The organism is Streptomyces sparsogenes (genome assembly GCF_001704635.1).
Classification (GTDB): Bacteria; Actinomycetota; Actinomycetes; order Streptomycetales; family Streptomycetaceae; genus Streptomyces; species Streptomyces sparsogenes.
Window position 1 is genome coordinate 46,835 of record NZ_MAXF01000129.1, and the last position, 16,481, is coordinate 63,315.

The following is a 16,481-nucleotide window of genomic DNA, read 5'->3' on the forward strand; positions in this document are numbered from 1 at the left end:
GCGCGGGTTCCCCTCGACATGGGTCGACGGGGGGCCCGCGATGCGTTTTCCGGCCGACCGAAACACGGTTCGGGCGGGGCTGTCCGGCGCGATAAGGTCGATACCTGCCGCCCGTCCCGGATGACCCACCCGCCCGAGACGGCGGCCGACGGACGACTGACACCCACCACGAGCAGCAGCAGGGAGCGTGCAACGTGTCCGGTGGAGAGGTGGCCGGGATCCTCGTGGCCGTCTTCTGGGCGATCCTGGTGTCCTTCCTCGCCCTCGCCCTGGTGAGGCTCGCGCAGACGCTGAAGGCGGCCACCAAGCTGGTGGCCGAGGTCACCGAGCAGGCCGTGCCGCTGCTCAGCGAGGCGTCCGCGACGGTGCGCTCCGCCAACACCCAGCTCGCCCGCGTCGACTCGATCGCGGCGGATGTGCAGGAGGTCACCTCGAACGCCTCCGCGCTCTCCTCGACCGTCTCCTCGGCCTTCGGCGGGCCGCTGGTGAAGGTCGCCGCCTTCGGCTACGGCGTGCGGCGCGCGATCGGCCGCAAGGGGCAGCCGCACCCGGAGGACGGGTCCGCGCGCACCGTCGTCGTCGGCAAGACCCTGCCGTCCGCCCGCCGGGGCGGCCGCCGCAACCGTGGATCGAAGGGCTGAGAGACCGGAATGTTCCGCCGCACGTTCTGGTTCACCACCGGTGTCGCAGCCGGTGTGTGGGCCACCACCAAGGTCAACCGCAAGCTGAACAAGCTGACCCCGGAGAGCCTGGCGGCGCAGGCCGCCGACCGGGCGGTGCTCGCCGGGCGGCGGATCAAGGTCTTCGCGCTCGATGTGCGCGACGGCATGGCCGACCGGGAGGCGGCGCTCAAGGACGCCCTCGGTCTGAGCGCGCCGCCCGCGGACGACCGGAGGCAGCTGCCCGCCCAGCGCTCCCGCGGCCAGCTCCCGCAGAATTACTCGTACAACCACCCGAACGCCGGAAATGAGGACCACTAATGGAGTCGGCTGAAATCCGCCGCCGCTGGCTGCGCTTCTTCGAAGAGCGCGGGCACACCGTCGTGCCTTCGGCGTCGCTCATCGCGGACGACCCGACCCTGCTGCTGGTCAACGCCGGCATGGTGCCCTTCAAGCCCTACTTCCTCGGCGAGGTCCAGCCGCCCTACAAGCGCGCCGTGAGCGTGCAGAAGTGCGTGCGCACGCCCGACATCGAAGAGGTGGGCAAGACCACCCGCCACGGCACCTTCTTCCAGATGTGCGGCAACTTCTCCTTCGGCGAGTACTTCAAAGAAGGCGCCATCAAGTTCGCCTGGGAGCTGCTGACCACCTCCGTCGAGGAGGGCGGCTACGGGCTGGAGCCCGAGAAGCTCTGGATCACCGTCTACAAGGAGGACGACGAGGCCGAGCGCATCTGGCGCGACGTCGTCGGCGTCCCCGCCGAGCGCATCCAGCGCCTGGGCATGGGCCCGAACTTCTGGTCCATGGGCGTCCCCGGCCCCTGCGGCCCCTGCTCCGAGATCAACTACGACCGCGGCCCCGAGTTCGGCGTCGAGGGCGGTCCCGCCGTCAACGACGAGCGGTACGTGGAGATCTGGAACCTGGTCTTCATGCAGTACGAGCGGGGCCCGGGCGAGGGCAAGGAGGACTTCCCGATCCTCGGCGAGCTGCCCAACAAGAACATCGACACCGGCCTCGGCCTAGAGCGCCTCGCGATGATCCTGCAGGGCGTGCAGAACATGTACGAGACGGACACCCTGCGTGTCGTCATCGACAAGGCCACCGAGCTCACCGGCGTCGCCTACGGCGCCCACCACGACAGCGACGTCTCGCTGCGCGTGGTCGCCGACCACATGCGCACCTCCGCCATGCTCATCGGCGACGGCGTCACCCCCGGCAACGAGGGCCGCGGCTATGTGCTGCGCCGCATCATGCGCCGCGCCATCCGCAACATGCGCATCCTGGGCGCCACCGAGCCGGTCGTCGGCGAACTCGTGGACGTCGTCCTGAAGACGATGGGCCAGCAGTACCCGGAGCTGCTGACCGACCGCAAGCGCATCGAGACCGTCGCCCTCGCCGAGGAGGCCGCCTTCCTCAAGACGCTGAAGGCCGGCACCAACATCCTGGACACCGCCGTCACCGACACCAAGGCCGCCGGTGGCACGGTGCTCGCCGGCGACAAGGCGTTCCTGCTCCACGACACCTGGGGCTTCCCGATCGACCTCACCCTCGAGATGGCCGCCGAGCAGGGCCTGAGCGTGGACGAGGAGGGCTTCCGCCGCCTGATGCGGGAGCAGCGGGAGCGGGCCAAGGCCGACGCCAAGGCTAAGAAGACCGGCCACGCCGACCTGTCCGCCTACCGCGAGGTCGCCGACACCGCCGGCTCCACCGTCTTCACCGGCTACACCCACACCGAGGGCGAGTCCACCGTCGTCGGCCTGCTGGTCGACGGCCTGCCCTCGCCCGCCGCGACCGAGGGCGACGACGTCGAGGTCGTCCTCGACCGCACCCCGTTCTACGCCGAGGGCGGCGGCCAGCTCGCCGACACCGGCCGGATCCGGCTGGACTCGGGCGCCGTGGTCGAGGTGCGGGACGTCCAGCAGCCCGTGCCCGGCGTCAGCGTGCACAAGGGCACCGTCCAGGTCGGCGAGGTGACCCTCGGCGCCGGCGCGTACGCCCAGATCGACGTGAAGCGCCGGCGCGCCATCGCCCGCGCCCACAGCGCCACCCACCTCACCCACCAGGCGCTGCGCGACGCCCTGGGCCCGACCGCCGCCCAGGCCGGTTCGGAGAACTCGCCCGGCCGCTTCCGCTTCGACTTCGGCTCGCCGGCCGCCGTGCCCGGCGCGGTGCTCACCGACGTCGAGCAGAAGATCAACGAGGTCCTCTCCCGCGAGCTCGACGTCACCGCCGAGGTGATGAGCATGGAGGAGGCCAAGAAGCAGGGCGCCATCGCCGAGTTCGGCGAGAAGTACGGCGACCGGGTGCGCGTGGTGACCATCGGCGACTTCTCCAAGGAGCTGTGCGGTGGTACGCATGTGCACAACACCGCCCAGCTGGGCCTGGTGAAGCTGCTCGGCGAGTCCTCGATCGGTTCCGGCGTGCGCCGCGTCGAGGCCCTGGTCGGCGTGGACGCGTACAACTTCCTCGCCCGTGAGCACACCGTCGTCTCCCAGCTCACCGACCTGGTCAAGGGCCGGCCGGAGGAGCTGCCGGAGAAGATCTCCGGGATGCTGGCCAAGCTCAAGGAGGCCGAGAAGGAGATCGAGCGGTTCCGCGCCGAGAAGGTGCTGCAGGCCGCCGCCGGGCTGGCCGCGGGCGCCAAGGACGTGCGGGGCGTCGCCCTGGTCACCGGCCGGGTGCCGGACGGCACCTCCGCCGACGACCTGCGCAAGCTCGTGCTGGACGTGCGCGGCCGCATCCAGGGCGACCGCGCCGCCGTCGTCGCCCTGTTCGCCGTGGCGAACGGCCGCCCGCTGACCGTCATCGCCACCAACGAGGCCGCCCGCGAGCGCGGCATCAAGGCCGGCGACCTGGTCCGCGCCGCCGCCAAGACCCTCGGCGGCGGGGGCGGCGGCAAGCCGGACGTCGCCCAGGGCGGCGGCCAGAACCCGGAGGCCGTCGAGGACGCCGCGGCCGCCGTCGAGCGGCTCGTCGCGGAAGCGGCCTGAGCGCCGTGCGACGCGGCAGGCGCCTCGCGATCGACGTCGGGGACGCCCGCGTCGGGGTCGCTTCGTGCGACCCCGACGGGATCCTCGCCACCCCGGTGGAGACCGTGCCGGGGCGGGACGTCCCGGCCGCCCACAAGCGGCTGGTGGCCCTCGTCGAGGAGTACGAACCGATCGAGGTGGTGGTCGGCCTCCCCCGCTCGCTCAGCGGGCGGGAGGGGCCGGCCGCGGCCAAGGCCCGCGCCTTCGCGCGGGAGCTGGCGCGGCGCATCGCGCCGCTCCCGGTCCGGCTGGTCGACGAGCGTATGACCACCGTCACAGCGACCCAGGGCCTGCGGGCCTCCGGGGTGACGTCCAAGAAGGGCCGCTCGGTCGTTGACCAGGCCGCAGCCGTCGTCATCCTGCAAAGCGCACTGGAGACCGAGCGGACCTCCGGGCGGGCGCCGGGCGAGGCCGTCGAAGTGGTCATCTGATCGCGATACGGTAACGTTCCGCGCGACCCTGGCAGCCGTCGCCTGTGACGCCGGCGCGCACACCCTCGGCTGCCGTCTTGCGTCGCTAGGGGATTGATGACTGACTACGGCCGGGGTACCGGCTCCCAACCGTGGCATCCCGAGGACCCGCTGTACGGGGACCAGGGGTGGGGCGGACACCAGACGGTGGCCGGTCACGATCCGTACGCGCAGGAGCCCTACGCCCAGGATCCCTACGCTCAGGAGCAGTACGCGCAGCACGGCTCCTACGGCCAGGGCGGCTACGGTCAGGACCCCTCCTACGGTCAGGACCCCTACGCGCAGGACCCGAACGGTCAGGACCTCTACGCGCAGCACCCGAACGGTCAGGACCCGTACGCGCAGGACCCATACGGGCAGGAGGGCCACGGGCAGGGGGGTCATGAGCAGGGCGGCCACCACCCGGAGCAGTACCCGCAGGGCGGCTACGGCCACGAGGGGTACGGGCAGGGGCACGAGGGCTACGGGCAGGACTACGCCCAGGACCCGTACGCCCACCAGCAGTACCCCCAGGGCTACCCGCAGGACCCCCAGCAGCCGCAGCAGCACCACCACCAGCAACAGCCGCAGCAGTCACAGCAGCCCCACTGGGACGGCCACGACACCGGCGGCTACCCGCAGCAGCAGCAGCCTCATCAGCATCAGCAGCAACAGCAGCAGCCGTACGGCGCCGACCCGTACGACGGCCACGAGGCGCCCCAGGAGCCCGTCGCCGAGCAGGAAGAGCAGGACGACGACCACCCGTTCTTCCGTGACGGCGACGGCGCCGGCGTCGCCCGCCGCGGCCGCCGTGACGACGACGAGTACGAAGAGGACGACGAGGACGACGACGAGCCGCGCGGCGGCCGGGAGCGCCGGAACAAGCCCCCCAAGCGCCGCAGCGGTGTCGCCTGCCTCTTCGTGACCGTGGTGCTGGTCGGGGTCGTCGGCGGGGGCGGCTACTTCGCCTACCAGTTCTGGCAGAGCCGCTTCGGCCCGGCGCCGGACTACTCGGGCGAGGGCAGCGGCCAGGCCCAGGTCGTGATCCCGGAGGGCACCGGCACCGCCGAGATGGGCAGCATCCTCGTCGACAAGGGCGTCGTCAAAAGCAGCGGCGCCTTCGTCGAGGCCGTCAAGGACAGCGGCAAGTTCGTCCAGCCCGGCACCTACACGCTGCGCAAGCACATGTCCGCCGCCGCGGCCGTGAAGCTGATGATCGACCCGGCGAGCAGCAACGGCCTGATCATCGCCGAGGGCTGGCGCAACGCGCGGATCTACGCCGAGATCGACAAGAAGATCGGCCTCAAGGCGGGCACGACCAAGAACGTCGCCGCCAAGGAGGCCAAGAACCTCGGGCTGCCGGACTGGGCCGACGACAACCCCAAGATCAAGGACCCGCTGGAAGGGTTCCTCTACCCGTCCCGCTACAGCGTCGGCAAGGACGCGAAGCCCGAGGACGTCCTGCGGCAGATGGTCGCCCAGGCGAAGAAGAACTACGCCCGCTACGACCTCGACGGCAAGGCCAAGGAACTGGGCCTCAAGTCGCCGCTCCAACTCGTCACCGTCGCCAGCCTGGTCCAGGCGGAGGGCCTCACCCACGACGACTTCCGCAAGATGGCCGAGGTGGTCTACAACCGGCTCAAGCCCGGCAACACCGAGACCAACGGCAAGCTGGAATTCGACTCGACGTACAACTACATCAAGAACCAGAGCAAGCTCGACATCTCCATCGCGGAGATCAAGAACTACGACAACCCCTACAACACGTACTTCTACGAGGGGCTGCCGCCCGGCCCGATCGGCAACCCGGGGGAGGACGCGCTCAAGGCCTCCGTGAACCCCACGGACGGCGGCTGGTACTACTTCGTCGCCATCGACGGAAAGACGTACTTCTCCAAGACCTACGCGGAACACCAGAAGTGGGTCGACAAGTTCAACCGGCAGCGCAAGAACGGCTGAGGAAAGATGTCGCACAACCGCAGGGCCGCGGTGCTCGGCTCGCCGATCGCCCACTCCCTGTCCCCGGTGCTCCACCGGGCCGCCTACGAGAAGCTGGGCCTGGCCGGATGGGCCTACGACCGCCACGAGGTCGACGAGGCCGGGCTGCCCGGCTTCTTCGAGCGGCTGGGCGCCACGGCCGGTGACCGCCCGTGGGCGGGGCTCTCGCTGACCATGCCGCTCAAGCGCGCCGTCATTCCGCTGCTCGACGAGATCAGCGACACGGCCGCGTCCGTGGAGGCGGTCAACACCGTCGTCTTCACCGACGACGGCCGCCGGACCGGCGACAACACCGACATCCCGGGCATGGTGGCGGCGCTGCGCGAGCGCGGCGTCGAGCGGGTGGCGGGCGCCGCCGTGCTGGGCGCGGGGGCCACGGCCTCCTCGGCCCTGGCCGCGCTGTCCCGCGTCTGCGAGGGCGAGGTCACCGCGTACGTCCGCAGCGAGGCGCGGGCGGCGGAGATGCGGCAGTGGGGCGAGCGGCTCGGGGTGGCGGTCCGCACGGCGGACTGGGCCGACGCGGCGGAGGCGTTCCGCGCCCCCCTGGTGATCGCCACCACCCCCGCGGGCACCACGGACGAGCTGGCCGCGGCGGTGCCCGACCGCCCCGGGGCGCTCTTCGACGTGCTGTACGACCCGTGGCCGACCCGGCTCGCGGCCGCCTGGGCGGCGCGCGGCGGCGCGGTCGTCGGCGGCCTCGACCTGCTGGTGCACCAGGCGGTGCTCCAGGTGGAGCTGATGACCGGCCGCGCCCCCGCCCCCCTGGCCACCATGCGCGAGGCGGGCGAAGCCGCCCTCGCAGCCCGGGCGGGCTGAGTCTCAAAGACCGGTCCGCCAGCTGGACCAGGACTCGGGGCTGCCCGCGGACGTGGGAGGATCGGAGGTGGCGGGCCGGGGCCGCGCTCTCCCGGGCCACGCCGCCGTACGTCGAGGCGCGAGCATGAGGAGCACCGTTGAGCAGGTTGCGCTGGCTGACCGCGGGGGAGTCGCACGGCCCCGCACTCGTGGCGACGCTGGAGGGACTGCCCGCCGGTGTGCCGATCACCACCGACATGGTGGCGGACGCCCTCGCGCGCCGGCGGCTCGGTTACGGACGCGGCGCCCGGATGAAGTTCGAGCGCGACGAGGTCACCTTCCTCGGCGGCGTCCGGCACGGGCTGACCCTCGGCTCCCCCGTGGCGATCATGGTCGGGAACACCGAGTGGCCCAAGTGGGAGCAGGTCATGGCGGCCGACCCGGTGGACCCGGAGGAGCTGGCCGGGCTGGCCCGTAACGCGCCGCTGACCCGGCCCCGCCCCGGCCACGCGGACCTGGCGGGCATGCAGAAGTACGGGTTCGACGAGGCCCGGCCGATCCTGGAGCGGGCCAGCGCCCGTGAGACCGCCGCGCGCGTCGCGCTCGGCACGGTCGCCCGCTCGTACCTCAAGGAGACGGCCGGCATCGAGATCGTCTCCCATGTCGTGGAGCTGGCCGCGGCCAAGGCCCCCTACGGCGTCTACCCGACCCCCGCGGACGTGGAGCGGCTGGACGCCGACCCGGTGCGCTGCCTGGACGCCGACACCAGCAAGGCGATGGTCGCCGAGATCGACCAGGCCCACAAGGACGGCGACACGCTCGGCGGCGTCGTCGAGGTGCTGGCGTACGGCGTGCCGGTGGGCCTCGGCTCGCACGTCCACTGGGACCGGCGGCTCGACGCCCGGCTCGCGGCCGCCCTGATGGGCATCCAGGCCATCAAGGGCGTCGAGGTCGGCGACGGTTTCGAGCTGGCCCGGGTGCCCGGCTCCAAGGCGCACGACGAGATCGTGCCGACCGAGGACGGCATCAGGCGGACCTCCGGCCGCTCCGGCGGCACCGAGGGCGGGCTGACCACCGGCGAGCTGCTGCGTGTGCGGGCCGCGATGAAGCCGATCGCGACCGTGCCGCGGGCGCTGGCCACGGTCGACGTCACGACCGGCGAGCCGACCCAGGCCCACCACCAGCGCTCGGACGTGTGCGCGGTCCCGGCCGCGGGCATCGTCGCCGAGGCGATGGTGGCGCTCGTCCTCGCCGACGCGGTCGCGGAGAAGTTCGGCGGCGACTCGGTCGCCGAGACCCGCCGCAATGTGCGGGGCTTCCTCGACAACCTGGCCGTCAAGTGAGCGGCCCAGCAGCCGGGGGGCCGGCGATCGTGCTGGTCGGACCCATGGGCGTGGGGAAGACCACCGTCGGGCGGGTGCTCGCCGAGCGGCTCGGCACCGGCTTCCGGGACACCGACACCGACATCGTCGAGACGGCGGGCAAGCCGATCTCCGAGATCTTCATCGACGAGGGCGAGCCGCACTTCCGCGAGCTGGAGCGGCGGGCCGTGCGCGCCGCGGTCGCCGAGCACCGCGGCGTGCTGGCCCTGGGCGGCGGCGCGATCCTGGACGAGGGCACCCGCGCCCTGCTGGCCGACCTGCCGGTCGTCTTCCTGGAGATGGGCGTCGCCGAGGCGGTCAAGCGCACCGGTCTCGACGCGCCGCGCCCGCTGCTCGCCGTCAACCCGCGGCAGCGCTGGCGGGAGCTGATGGAACAGCGCCGTCCGCTGTACACCGAGGTGGCCCGCGCGGTCGTGTCGACCGAGGGCCGTACCCCCGAGGACGTCGCCGACGCGGTCCTCGACGCACTGGAGCTGAAGGACGCATGAGCACGGACACCCCCACCCGTATCCAGGTCGGCGGCACCGCGGGCAGCGAGCCGTACGAGGTCCTGGTCGGCCGGCAGCTCCTGGGCGAGCTGCCCGGCCTCATCGGCCCGGCCAAGCGCGTGGCCGTGCTGCACCCCGAGGCGCTGGCCGAGACCGGGGAGGCCGTGCGCCGGGACCTCCTGGACCAGGGCTACGAGGCCATCGCGATCCAGCTGCCCAACGCGGAGGAGGCCAAGACCGCCGAGGTCGCCGCGTACTGCTGGAAGGCGCTCGGCCAGACCGGCTTCACCCGCAGCGATGTGATCGTGGGTGTGGGCGGCGGCGCCTCCACCGACCTCGCCGGCTTCGTGGCCGCGACCTGGCTGCGCGGGGTGCGCTGGATCGCCGTCCCGACCACCGTGCTGGGCATGGTGGACGCGGCGGTCGGCGGCAAGACCGGCATCAACACCGCCGAGGGCAAGAACCTGGTCGGCGCCTTCCACCCGCCCACCGGGGTGCTGTGCGACCTGGCCGCGCTCGACTCGCTGCCGGTCCACGACTACGTCAGCGGCCTCGCCGAGATCATCAAGGCGGGGTTCATCGCGGACCCGGCGATCCTCGAGCTGATCGAGGCGGACCCGCAGGCGGCCCGCACCCCCGCGGGGCCGCACACCGCCGAACTCATCGAGCGCTCCATCCGGGTGAAGGCCGAGGTCGTCTCCTCCGACCTCAAGGAGGCCGGGCTGCGGGAGATCCTCAACTACGGTCACACCCTGGCCCACGCCATCGAGAAGAACGAGCGCTACAAGTGGCGGCACGGCGCGGCGGTGTCCGTCGGCATGGTCTTCGCCGCCGAACTGGGCCGTCTCGCCGGGCGCCTGGACGACGCCACGGCCGACCGGCACCGCGCCGTCCTGGAGTCCGTCGGCCTGCCGCTGACCTACCGCGGCGACCAGTGGCCCCGGCTGCTGGAGACCATGAAGGTGGACAAGAAGTCCCGCGGCGACCTGCTGCGCTTCATCGTCCTCGACGGCCTGGCCAAGCCCGCGGTGCTGGAGGGCCCGGACCCGGCCGTGCTGCTCGCGGCCTTCGGGGAGGTGTCCGCGTGACCCGCAAGGTGCTGGTCCTCAACGGCCCCAACCTGGGGCGGCTCGGCAGCCGCGAGCCGGACGTCTACGGCGCGACCTCCTACGCCGGTCTGGTGGAGGAGTGCGTGAAACTCGGCGCGGAACTCGGCTTCGAGGTGGACGTGCGGGAGACCAACGACGAGGGAGAGATGATCCGCTGGCTGCACGAGGCGGCGGACGGCTCGATCCCGGTCGTCATCAACCCCGGTGCCTTCACGCACTACTCCTACGGCATGCGGGACGCGGCCGCGCAGCGCACCGCCCCGCTGGTCGAGGTGCACATCTCCAACCCGCACGCGCGGGAGGAGTTCCGTCACAACTCTGTCATCGCCGCCGTCGCCAGCGGCACCGTCGCCGGGTTCGGAATCGGGTCGTATCGGCTCGCATTGCGCGCTCTGGCGGACGAATTGGCCGGTTGACGGCGGGCGCTGGGCACACACCGTATTCCCCGGCCGTTCACACAGCGGCGGCCGGGGCGGGTACCGTTCGGTAGACCGGCCTCGCCGCCGCGTCCTCACGCGACAGTTGCCAGTACCAGACCGCCTGCACGAGACGGAGTGCCACCGGATGCAGCACTCAGTGGGAGCTCCGCTGCCACCGCCCCACCAGCCCGGGCACGGGCCGGGTCAGGGCGGCGCCGGCTGGGCCCAGGGCACGAGCCACCACCCGGGCCACCCACCGGCCCACCACCCGGGCCCCCCGCCGGTCCCGCCCCCTGGCTCCCACCCGGTCCACTGGCTCCCACCCGGTCCAGCCCCCTGGCTCTCACCCGGCCCCGCCCCCTGGCTCCCACCCGGCCCCCCCTGTGCTTCCCGTCCCGCCGGCCCCGCTCCACCCCACCCCGGCCCCGCCGCCCATGGACCCGTCCGGGGCGACCGGCCACCTCCAGCTCCCGCCCGGCGGCCCGGTGCCGCTGCCCCACCCCCCGGCGGGCGGCGCGGCGGTGGCCGACGCCTCCCAGGCGGCGGTGGCGGTGCTGCTGATCGGTCCCGCCGGGGCGGGCAAGACGACCGTCGCCCGCCATTGGGCGGACCACCGGCGGGTGCCGACCGCGCACATCAGCCTGGACGACGTCCGCGAATGGGTCAGGTCCGGATTCGCCAACCCCCAGTCGGGGTGGAACGAGAACTCCGAGGCGCAGTACCGTCTCGCCCGCCGCACCTGCGGCTTCGCCGCCCGTAACTTCCTGGCCAACGGCATCTCCTGCATCCTGGACGACGCCGTCTTCCCGGACCGCCCGGTCGTGGGCCTCGGCGGCTGGAAGCGGCACGTCGGCCCCGGCCTGCTGCCGGTCGTGGTGCTCCCCGGCCTGGAGGTCGTCCTGGAGCGGAACGCGGCCCGCAGCGGCAACCGCCGGCTGAGCGACGAGGAAGTGGCCCGGATCCACGGCCGGATGGCCGGCTGGTACGGCTCCGGCCTGCCGATCATCGACAACTCCACGTACGACGTGGCGACCACCGCCCGCATGCTCGACGAGGTCGTCACCCGCAGCATCGCCAGCCCGCCCAACTGGTGAACTCACCCGCCGGGACCCGTCCGACCGGCCGTCGGAGGCGCGAATGCGTAGGCTCGGGGCATGTCCCAGGCGTACGCGGCCCGACGTGCCCGGCTGCACGACCAGTGCGCGGCGGCGGGCTGTGAGGCCGCGCTGGTCTCCAGCCCCGCCAATGTGCGCTATCTGTGCGGCGGCGGGGTGCCGCCCGGCGCGGTGCTGCTCCTGGGGCCGGTCCAGGACGTGCTGGTCGCACCCGTGACGCCGTCCTGGGAGCCGCTGCCCGGCGGCCCGCGCCACCCGGAGGACCTGCGGATCCTCGTGCTGCCCGGACCCGGCGGGGACCCGGCGGCGGCCGCCGCCGACCTGGCCGGGGCGGACGGCGCCGAGTCGCTGGCCGTCGAGGAGCACCATCTGACCGTCGCCCGCCACCGGGCGCTGGCCGCGGCCGCCCCCCGGCTGCGCCTGGCGGACCTGGGCCGCGCCGTGGAGCAGCTGCGGCTGGTCAAGGACGACGAGGAGATCTCCTGTCTGCGCATCGCCGCCGAGCTCGCCGACCAGGCGCTCGGCGAGCTGCTGGAGTCGATTCTGGTCGGCCGCACCGAGCGGCATCTGGCGCTGGAGCTGGAGCGCCGGCTGGTGGACCACGGCGCGGACGGCCCGGCCTTCCCCACGGTCGTGGCGACCGGGCCGCACTCGGGCCGGGCCGGGCACGTGCCCACCGACCGGCGGGTCGAGGAGGGCGACTTCCTCACCATCGGCCTGGGCGCCGACTACCGCGGCTACCGCTGTGAGGTGGGGCGCACCTTCGTGATCGGCCCGTCGCCCGCCACCTGGCAGGTGGAGCTGTACGACGTGGTCTTCGCGGCGCAGCGGGCCGGGCGGGAGGCGCTGCTGCCGGGCGCGGCCTGCCGGGACGTGGACCGCGCGACCCGCCAGGTGCTGGACTCCGCGGGCTTCGGCGAGGGGCTGGGACCGCGCATGGGACACGGCGTGGGCCTGGAAATCGACGAGGACCCTCGGCTGGCACCCTCCGCCATGGGTAAACTGGACGCTTGTGTGCCGGTCACCGTCGAACCGGGGGTCCACCTCCCGGGTCGGGGCGGTGTCCGGATCGACGACACGCTCGTCGTCCGCCCCGAGGCGGACGGCGGACCCGAGCTACTCACCATCACGACCAAGGAGCTGCTCGCGCTCTGAATTCCGGGGCGTCGCATCTTTCTGGTTCCCACCAGCTGTAGTCCAGGAGATCCCGCAACCGTGGCATCCACGAACGACCTCAAGAACGGCATGGTGCTCAAGCTCGACGGGGGCCAGCTCTGGTCCGTCGTAGAGTTCCAGCACGTCAAGCCCGGCAAGGGCCCTGCTTTCGTCCGCACCAAGCTCAAGAACGTGCTGTCCGGCAAGGTGGTCGACAAGACCTTCAACGCCGGTGTGAAGGTCGAGACGGCCAATGTCGACAAGCGCGGCATGCAGTTCTCGTACAAGGACGGCGAGAGCTTTGTGTTCATGGACATGGACACCTACGACCAGATTTACATCAGCCCCGAGGTCGTCGGCGACAACGCCCGCTTCCTGCTCGAGGGCTTCGAGGCCGTCGTGGCGATGTATGAGGGCAACCCGCTGTACGTCGAGCTGCCGGCCGCGGTCGAGCTGGTGATCGAGTACACCGAGCCCGGCGTCCAGGGCGACCGCTCCACCGGCGGCACCAAGCCCGCGAAGCTGGAGACCGGCTACGAGATCGGCGTCCCGCTGTTCATCACCACCGGTGAGAAGATCAAGGTCGACACCCGCTCCGGTGAGTACCTCGGTCGGGTGAACAACTAACCGTGGCTGCCCGCAACAAGGCCCGTAAACGAGCCTTCCAGATTCTTTTCGAGGCCGACCAGCGTGGCAGCTCCGTGCAGACGGTCCTCGCGGACTGGATCCGGCTCGCCCGGACCGACGACCGGCAGCCGCCGGTCAGCGAATACACGATGCAGCTGGTCGAGGGGTACGCCCAGTACACCGACCGGATCGATGAGCTGATCTCCACCTACGCGGTGGGCTGGACGCTGGACCGGATGCCGGTCGTCGACCGGAACATCCTGCGGCTGGGCGCCTACGAGCTGGTGTGGGAGGACGACACACCGGACGCCGTCGTGATCGACGAGGCGGTGCAGCTGGCCAAGGAGTTCTCCACCGATGACTCGCCGGCCTTCGTCAACGGCCTCCTGGGCCGCTTCAAGGAGCTGAAGCCGAGCCTGCGCCGTGAGCAGTCGGGCACGGAGGCCTGAGGAGCGCACGACCCCGCGGGCCCGGCCCGCGGGGTCAAAGCCGCCGGGGGCGGTAGAACCTCTCAGGTTCTACCGCCCCCGGCGGCTTTCTGCTGTGCTGGCTTTCGAAGCTGACTACCGAAAAGGGTGCGCGGTCTTCAGGGGAGGCGCGGCGCGCGCGGCGTCACACGTCCTCGTGCTGGACCGCCCGGCGCGCGTCGGCGCCCAGCACACCCCAGCTGATCAGCTGCTCGGTGAGCACCGACGGCGACTGGTCGTAGATCACGGCGAGGGTGCGCAGGTCGTCCTGGCGGATCGACAGCACCTTGCCGTTGTAGTCGCCGCGCTGGCTCTGGATCGTGGCGGCATACCGCTGCAGCGGGCCCGCCTTCTCGACCGGCACATGGGCCAGCCGCTCCAGGTCCAGCACCAGCTTCGGCGGCGGCTCGGCGGCCCCGGCCGGGCTGGTGCCCGGGAGCAGCTCCTGGACCGGGACGCCGTAGAAGTCGGCCAGCTCGGCGAGGCGCTGCACGGTCACGGCACGGTCCCCGCGCTCGTACGAGCCGACCACGACGGCCTTCCAGCGGCCCTGGGACTTCTCCTCGACACCGTGGAGGGAGAGGCCCTGCTGGGTGCGGATGGCACGGAGCTTGGCTCCGAGCTGTTTGGCGTATTCGCTGGACATAAAGCTCCCCGGACGAAGACTGGTAACTCACTGTGAGGTTACGCAGCGTAATCTCCATTCGTCAAGCCGAACGGGGCGCGGGGGGCCGTCGCCAGGGGCGATGACGGGTGGGCCCTCCTGTCCTGCTACTGTGAATGGCGCAATTCCGACGTCCTTTAAGGTCCGTCCCGTGAGGCGGAGAAGGAGGTCCGTTTCATATGGACGCACGTACCACCCACGCGGCCACCGCGGCGCGCTCCGTGCTCGAGGCACCGGACATCGCCCGCGTTCTGACCCGCATCGCCCATGAGATCGTCGAGCGCGCCAAGGGCGCCGACGACGTGGTGCTGCTCGGCATCCCGACCCGCGGTGTGCACCTCGCCCGGCGGCTGGCCGCCCGGCTCGAGGAGATCACCGGCAAGGAACCCGGCCAGATGCCGGTCGGCTCGCTCGACATCACCATGTACCGCGACGACCTGAGACTGCGCCCGGCCCGCGCGCTCGCCCGCACCGAGATCCCCGGCGACGGCATCGACGGCCGTCTGGTGGTCCTGGTCGACGACGTGCTCTTCTCCGGTCGCACCATCCGCGCCGCCCTGGACGCCCTGGGCGACATCGGCCGGCCGCGCGCCGTCCAGCTCGCGGTCCTGGTCGACCGAGGCCACCGCGAGCTGCCGATCCGCGCCGACTACGTCGGCAAGAACCTCCCCACGTCGCTGCGGGAGACGGTCAAGGTCCAGCTCACCGAGGAGGACGGCCGCGACAGCGTGCTCCTCGGCGCGCGCGGGACCGCCCCCGCGGACGGGCAGTAGCCCTCCGCCGGGCCCGCCCGGGACCGCGTCGGGCGACCGCGTCGCGCACCGCCTCCGGGCACCGCCCAGCGGACACCCGGGGCCGCCCGTGCCCCGGTGACCGGCCCCGGCCCGGCGCGTCGGACACGACGCCCTCCCGCGTGCCCGCCGCACGCCTGTACATTTCCCTCACCCACGGAGCATCCGGATGAAGCGCCACCTCATCTCGGCCGCCGATCTCACGCGCGACGACGCCGTCCTGATCCTCGACACCGCCGAGGAGCTGGCCCGTATCGCCGACCGGCCGATCAAGAAACTGCCGACCCTGCGCGGCCGTACCGTCGTCAACCTCTTCTTCGAGGACTCCACCCGCACCCGCATCTCGTTCGAGGCGGCCGCCAAGCGGCTGTCCGCCGACGTCATCAACTTCTCCGCCAAGGGCTCCTCGGTCTCCAAGGGCGAGTCCCTGAAGGACACCGCGCTCACCCTGGAGGCGATGGGCGCCGACGCCGTCGTCATCCGCCACCACGACTCCGGCGCACCGCACCGGCTGGCCACCTCCGGCTGGATCGGCGGCTCGGTCGTCAACGCCGGGGACGGCACCCACGAGCACCCCACCCAGGCGCTGCTCGACGCCTTCACCATGCGCCGCCACCTGACCTCGGGCACCGGACAGGACCTGGCGGGCCGCCGGATCACGATCGTCGGCGACATCCTGCACAGCCGGGTCGCCCGCTCCAACGTCCACCTGCTGTCCACCCTGGGCGCCGAGGTGACCCTGGTCGCCCCGCCGACCCTGGTGCCCTTCGCCGTCGAGAGCTGGCCGTGCGAGGTCTCGTACGACCTCGACGCCGTGATCGGCAAGTCCGACGCCGTGATGATGCTGCGCGTCCAGCGCGAGCGCATGAACGCCGCCTTCTTCCCCACCGAGCGCGAGTACGCCCGGCGGTACGGGCTGGACGGCGAACGGATGGCCCGCATGCCCGAGCACGCCATCGTCATGCACCCCGGCCCCATGAACCGCGGCATGGAGATCACCGCCGAGGTGGCGGACTCCCCGCGCTGCACCGCCGTCGAACAGGTCGCCAACGGCGTCTCGATCCGCATGGCCGTCCTGTATCTGCTGCTCGGCGGGAACGAGCCCGCCGTCGCCACGACCCGCACCGCCACCGAGGAGAGCAAGTAACCATGAGCGAGACCCCCAAAACCCTCCTCCGCGGCGCCAAGGTCCTCGGCGGCGAGGCCCGTGACGTGCTGATCGAGGGCGAGCGGATCGCCGCGGTCGGCACCGGCATCGAGGCGGGCGACGCCACCGTGATCGACGCCACCGTGATCGACGCCACCGGGCAGATCCTGCTGCCCTGCCCGGCCTG

Annotated in this window: 17 protein-coding genes and 1 pseudogene; 17 read left to right on the top strand and 1 reads right to left on the bottom strand. The window is 72.2% G+C overall.

What is annotated here, in order from left to right:
* Nucleotides 1–209 precede the first annotated feature (209 nt).
* From BBH68_RS26775 to nusB, 14 genes are all read left to right on the top strand, one after another.
* Entirely contained in the window at nucleotides 210–641 is a 432-nt protein-coding gene (locus tag BBH68_RS26775; protein WP_065966150.1) for a DUF948 domain-containing protein, read from the top strand.
* A 9-nt stretch (nucleotides 642–650) separates the two neighbouring features.
* The gene (locus BBH68_RS26780) at nucleotides 651–980 is read left to right on the top strand and encodes a DUF6167 family protein (RefSeq protein ID WP_065966152.1); all 330 of its coding nucleotides are present in this window, start codon (nucleotides 651–653) and stop codon (nucleotides 978–980) included.
* Entirely contained in the window at nucleotides 980–3,649 is a 2,670-nt protein-coding gene (gene alaS / locus BBH68_RS26785; RefSeq protein WP_065966154.1) for an alanine--tRNA ligase, read from the top strand. Before BBH68_RS26780 ends, alaS begins: the two co-directional genes overlap by 1 nt.
* A complete protein-coding gene (gene ruvX, locus BBH68_RS26790) occupies nucleotides 3,646–4,119 on the top strand; it encodes a Holliday junction resolvase RuvX (protein ID WP_076970615.1) in 474 nt (157 codons plus the stop codon). The genes alaS and ruvX overlap by 4 nt, the downstream gene beginning before the upstream one ends.
* A 96-nt stretch (nucleotides 4,120–4,215) precedes the next feature.
* The gene (mltG, locus tag BBH68_RS26795) at nucleotides 4,216–6,096 is read left to right on the top strand and encodes an endolytic transglycosylase MltG (protein WP_065966162.1); all 1,881 of its coding nucleotides are present in this window, start codon (nucleotides 4,216–4,218) and stop codon (nucleotides 6,094–6,096) included.
* 6 nt (nucleotides 6,097–6,102) lie between these two features.
* Complete coding sequence (locus BBH68_RS26800; RefSeq protein ID WP_065966164.1) at nucleotides 6,103–6,951, top strand: shikimate dehydrogenase; 849 nt, start codon at nucleotides 6,103–6,105, stop codon at nucleotides 6,949–6,951.
* Between the two features lie 137 nt (nucleotides 6,952–7,088).
* The gene (aroC, locus tag BBH68_RS26805) at nucleotides 7,089–8,273 is read left to right on the top strand and encodes a chorismate synthase (protein WP_065966166.1); all 1,185 of its coding nucleotides are present in this window, start codon (nucleotides 7,089–7,091) and stop codon (nucleotides 8,271–8,273) included.
* Nucleotides 8,270–8,800, top strand: coding sequence for a shikimate kinase (locus tag BBH68_RS26810; RefSeq protein ID WP_076970613.1), 531 nt, complete (start codon nucleotides 8,270–8,272; stop codon nucleotides 8,798–8,800). Before aroC ends, BBH68_RS26810 begins: the two co-directional genes overlap by 4 nt.
* Nucleotides 8,797–9,888 (top strand): 3-dehydroquinate synthase, encoded by a 1,092-nt coding sequence (aroB, locus tag BBH68_RS26815; RefSeq protein WP_065966173.1) that lies wholly within the window; start codon nucleotides 8,797–8,799, stop codon nucleotides 9,886–9,888. Before BBH68_RS26810 ends, aroB begins: the two co-directional genes overlap by 4 nt.
* A complete protein-coding gene (gene aroQ, locus BBH68_RS26820; protein ID WP_065966174.1) occupies nucleotides 9,885–10,325 on the top strand; it encodes a type II 3-dehydroquinate dehydratase in 441 nt (146 codons plus the stop codon). Before aroB ends, aroQ begins: the two co-directional genes overlap by 4 nt.
* A 437-nt stretch (nucleotides 10,326–10,762) precedes the next feature.
* A complete protein-coding gene (locus tag BBH68_RS26825; RefSeq protein WP_245738328.1) occupies nucleotides 10,763–11,422 on the top strand; it encodes an AAA family ATPase in 660 nt (219 codons plus the stop codon).
* A 60-nt stretch (nucleotides 11,423–11,482) separates the two neighbouring features.
* Nucleotides 11,483–12,598 (top strand): aminopeptidase P family protein, encoded by a 1,116-nt coding sequence (locus BBH68_RS26830; RefSeq protein WP_065966175.1) that lies wholly within the window; start codon nucleotides 11,483–11,485, stop codon nucleotides 12,596–12,598.
* 60 nt (nucleotides 12,599–12,658) lie between these two features.
* Nucleotides 12,659–13,225 carry an elongation factor P gene (efp, locus tag BBH68_RS26835; RefSeq protein ID WP_065966181.1) on the top strand — a complete coding sequence of 189 codons (567 nt, stop codon included), beginning with the start codon at nucleotides 12,659–12,661 and terminating at the stop codon, nucleotides 13,223–13,225.
* A 2-nt stretch (nucleotides 13,226–13,227) separates the two neighbouring features.
* Complete coding sequence (gene nusB / locus BBH68_RS26840; protein WP_065966183.1) at nucleotides 13,228–13,674, top strand: transcription antitermination factor NusB; 447 nt, start codon at nucleotides 13,228–13,230, stop codon at nucleotides 13,672–13,674.
* A gap of 163 nt (nucleotides 13,675–13,837) precedes the next feature.
* Here nusB and bldD read toward each other — a convergent pair whose 3' ends face one another.
* Complete coding sequence (gene bldD / locus BBH68_RS26845; RefSeq protein WP_014056259.1) at nucleotides 13,838–14,338, bottom strand: transcriptional regulator BldD; 501 nt, start codon at nucleotides 14,336–14,338, stop codon at nucleotides 13,838–13,840.
* A gap of 197 nt (nucleotides 14,339–14,535) precedes the next feature.
* Here bldD and pyrR point away from each other — a divergent pair, with 197 nt between their 5' ends.
* The 3 genes and pseudogenes from pyrR to BBH68_RS26860 form a co-directional block, all read left to right on the top strand.
* Complete coding sequence (pyrR, locus tag BBH68_RS26850; protein ID WP_065966184.1) at nucleotides 14,536–15,129, top strand: bifunctional pyr operon transcriptional regulator/uracil phosphoribosyltransferase PyrR; 594 nt, start codon at nucleotides 14,536–14,538, stop codon at nucleotides 15,127–15,129.
* A gap of 187 nt (nucleotides 15,130–15,316) precedes the next feature.
* Nucleotides 15,317–16,294: an aspartate carbamoyltransferase catalytic subunit gene (locus tag BBH68_RS26855; RefSeq protein WP_065966186.1), complete on the top strand. Its 978-nt coding sequence runs from the start codon at nucleotides 15,317–15,319 to the stop codon at nucleotides 16,292–16,294.
* 2 nt (nucleotides 16,295–16,296) lie between these two features.
* A pseudogene (locus tag BBH68_RS26860) lies at nucleotides 16,297–16,481 on the top strand (hypothetical protein); the annotation flags it as partial.

Coding starts and splice junctions, on each gene's coding strand:
- BBH68_RS26780 (WP_065966152.1), top strand. CDS start 651: ATGTTCCGCCGCACGTTCTGGTTCACCACCGGTGTCGCAGCCGGTGTG.
- alaS (WP_065966154.1), top strand. CDS start 980: ATGGAGTCGGCTGAAATCCGCCGCCGCTGGCTGCGCTTCTTCGAAGAG.
- mltG (WP_065966162.1), top strand. CDS start 4,216: ATGACTGACTACGGCCGGGGTACCGGCTCCCAACCGTGGCATCCCGAG.
- BBH68_RS26800 (WP_065966164.1), top strand. CDS start 6,103: ATGTCGCACAACCGCAGGGCCGCGGTGCTCGGCTCGCCGATCGCCCAC.
- aroB (WP_065966173.1), top strand. CDS start 8,797: ATGAGCACGGACACCCCCACCCGTATCCAGGTCGGCGGCACCGCGGGC.
- BBH68_RS26825 (WP_245738328.1), top strand. CDS start 10,763: ATGGACCCGTCCGGGGCGACCGGCCACCTCCAGCTCCCGCCCGGCGGC.
- BBH68_RS26830 (WP_065966175.1), top strand. CDS start 11,483: ATGTCCCAGGCGTACGCGGCCCGACGTGCCCGGCTGCACGACCAGTGC.
- bldD (WP_014056259.1), bottom strand. CDS start 14,338: ATGTCCAGCGAATACGCCAAACAGCTCGGAGCCAAGCTCCGTGCCATC.
- pyrR (WP_065966184.1), top strand. CDS start 14,536: ATGGACGCACGTACCACCCACGCGGCCACCGCGGCGCGCTCCGTGCTC.
- BBH68_RS26855 (WP_065966186.1), top strand. CDS start 15,317: ATGAAGCGCCACCTCATCTCGGCCGCCGATCTCACGCGCGACGACGCC.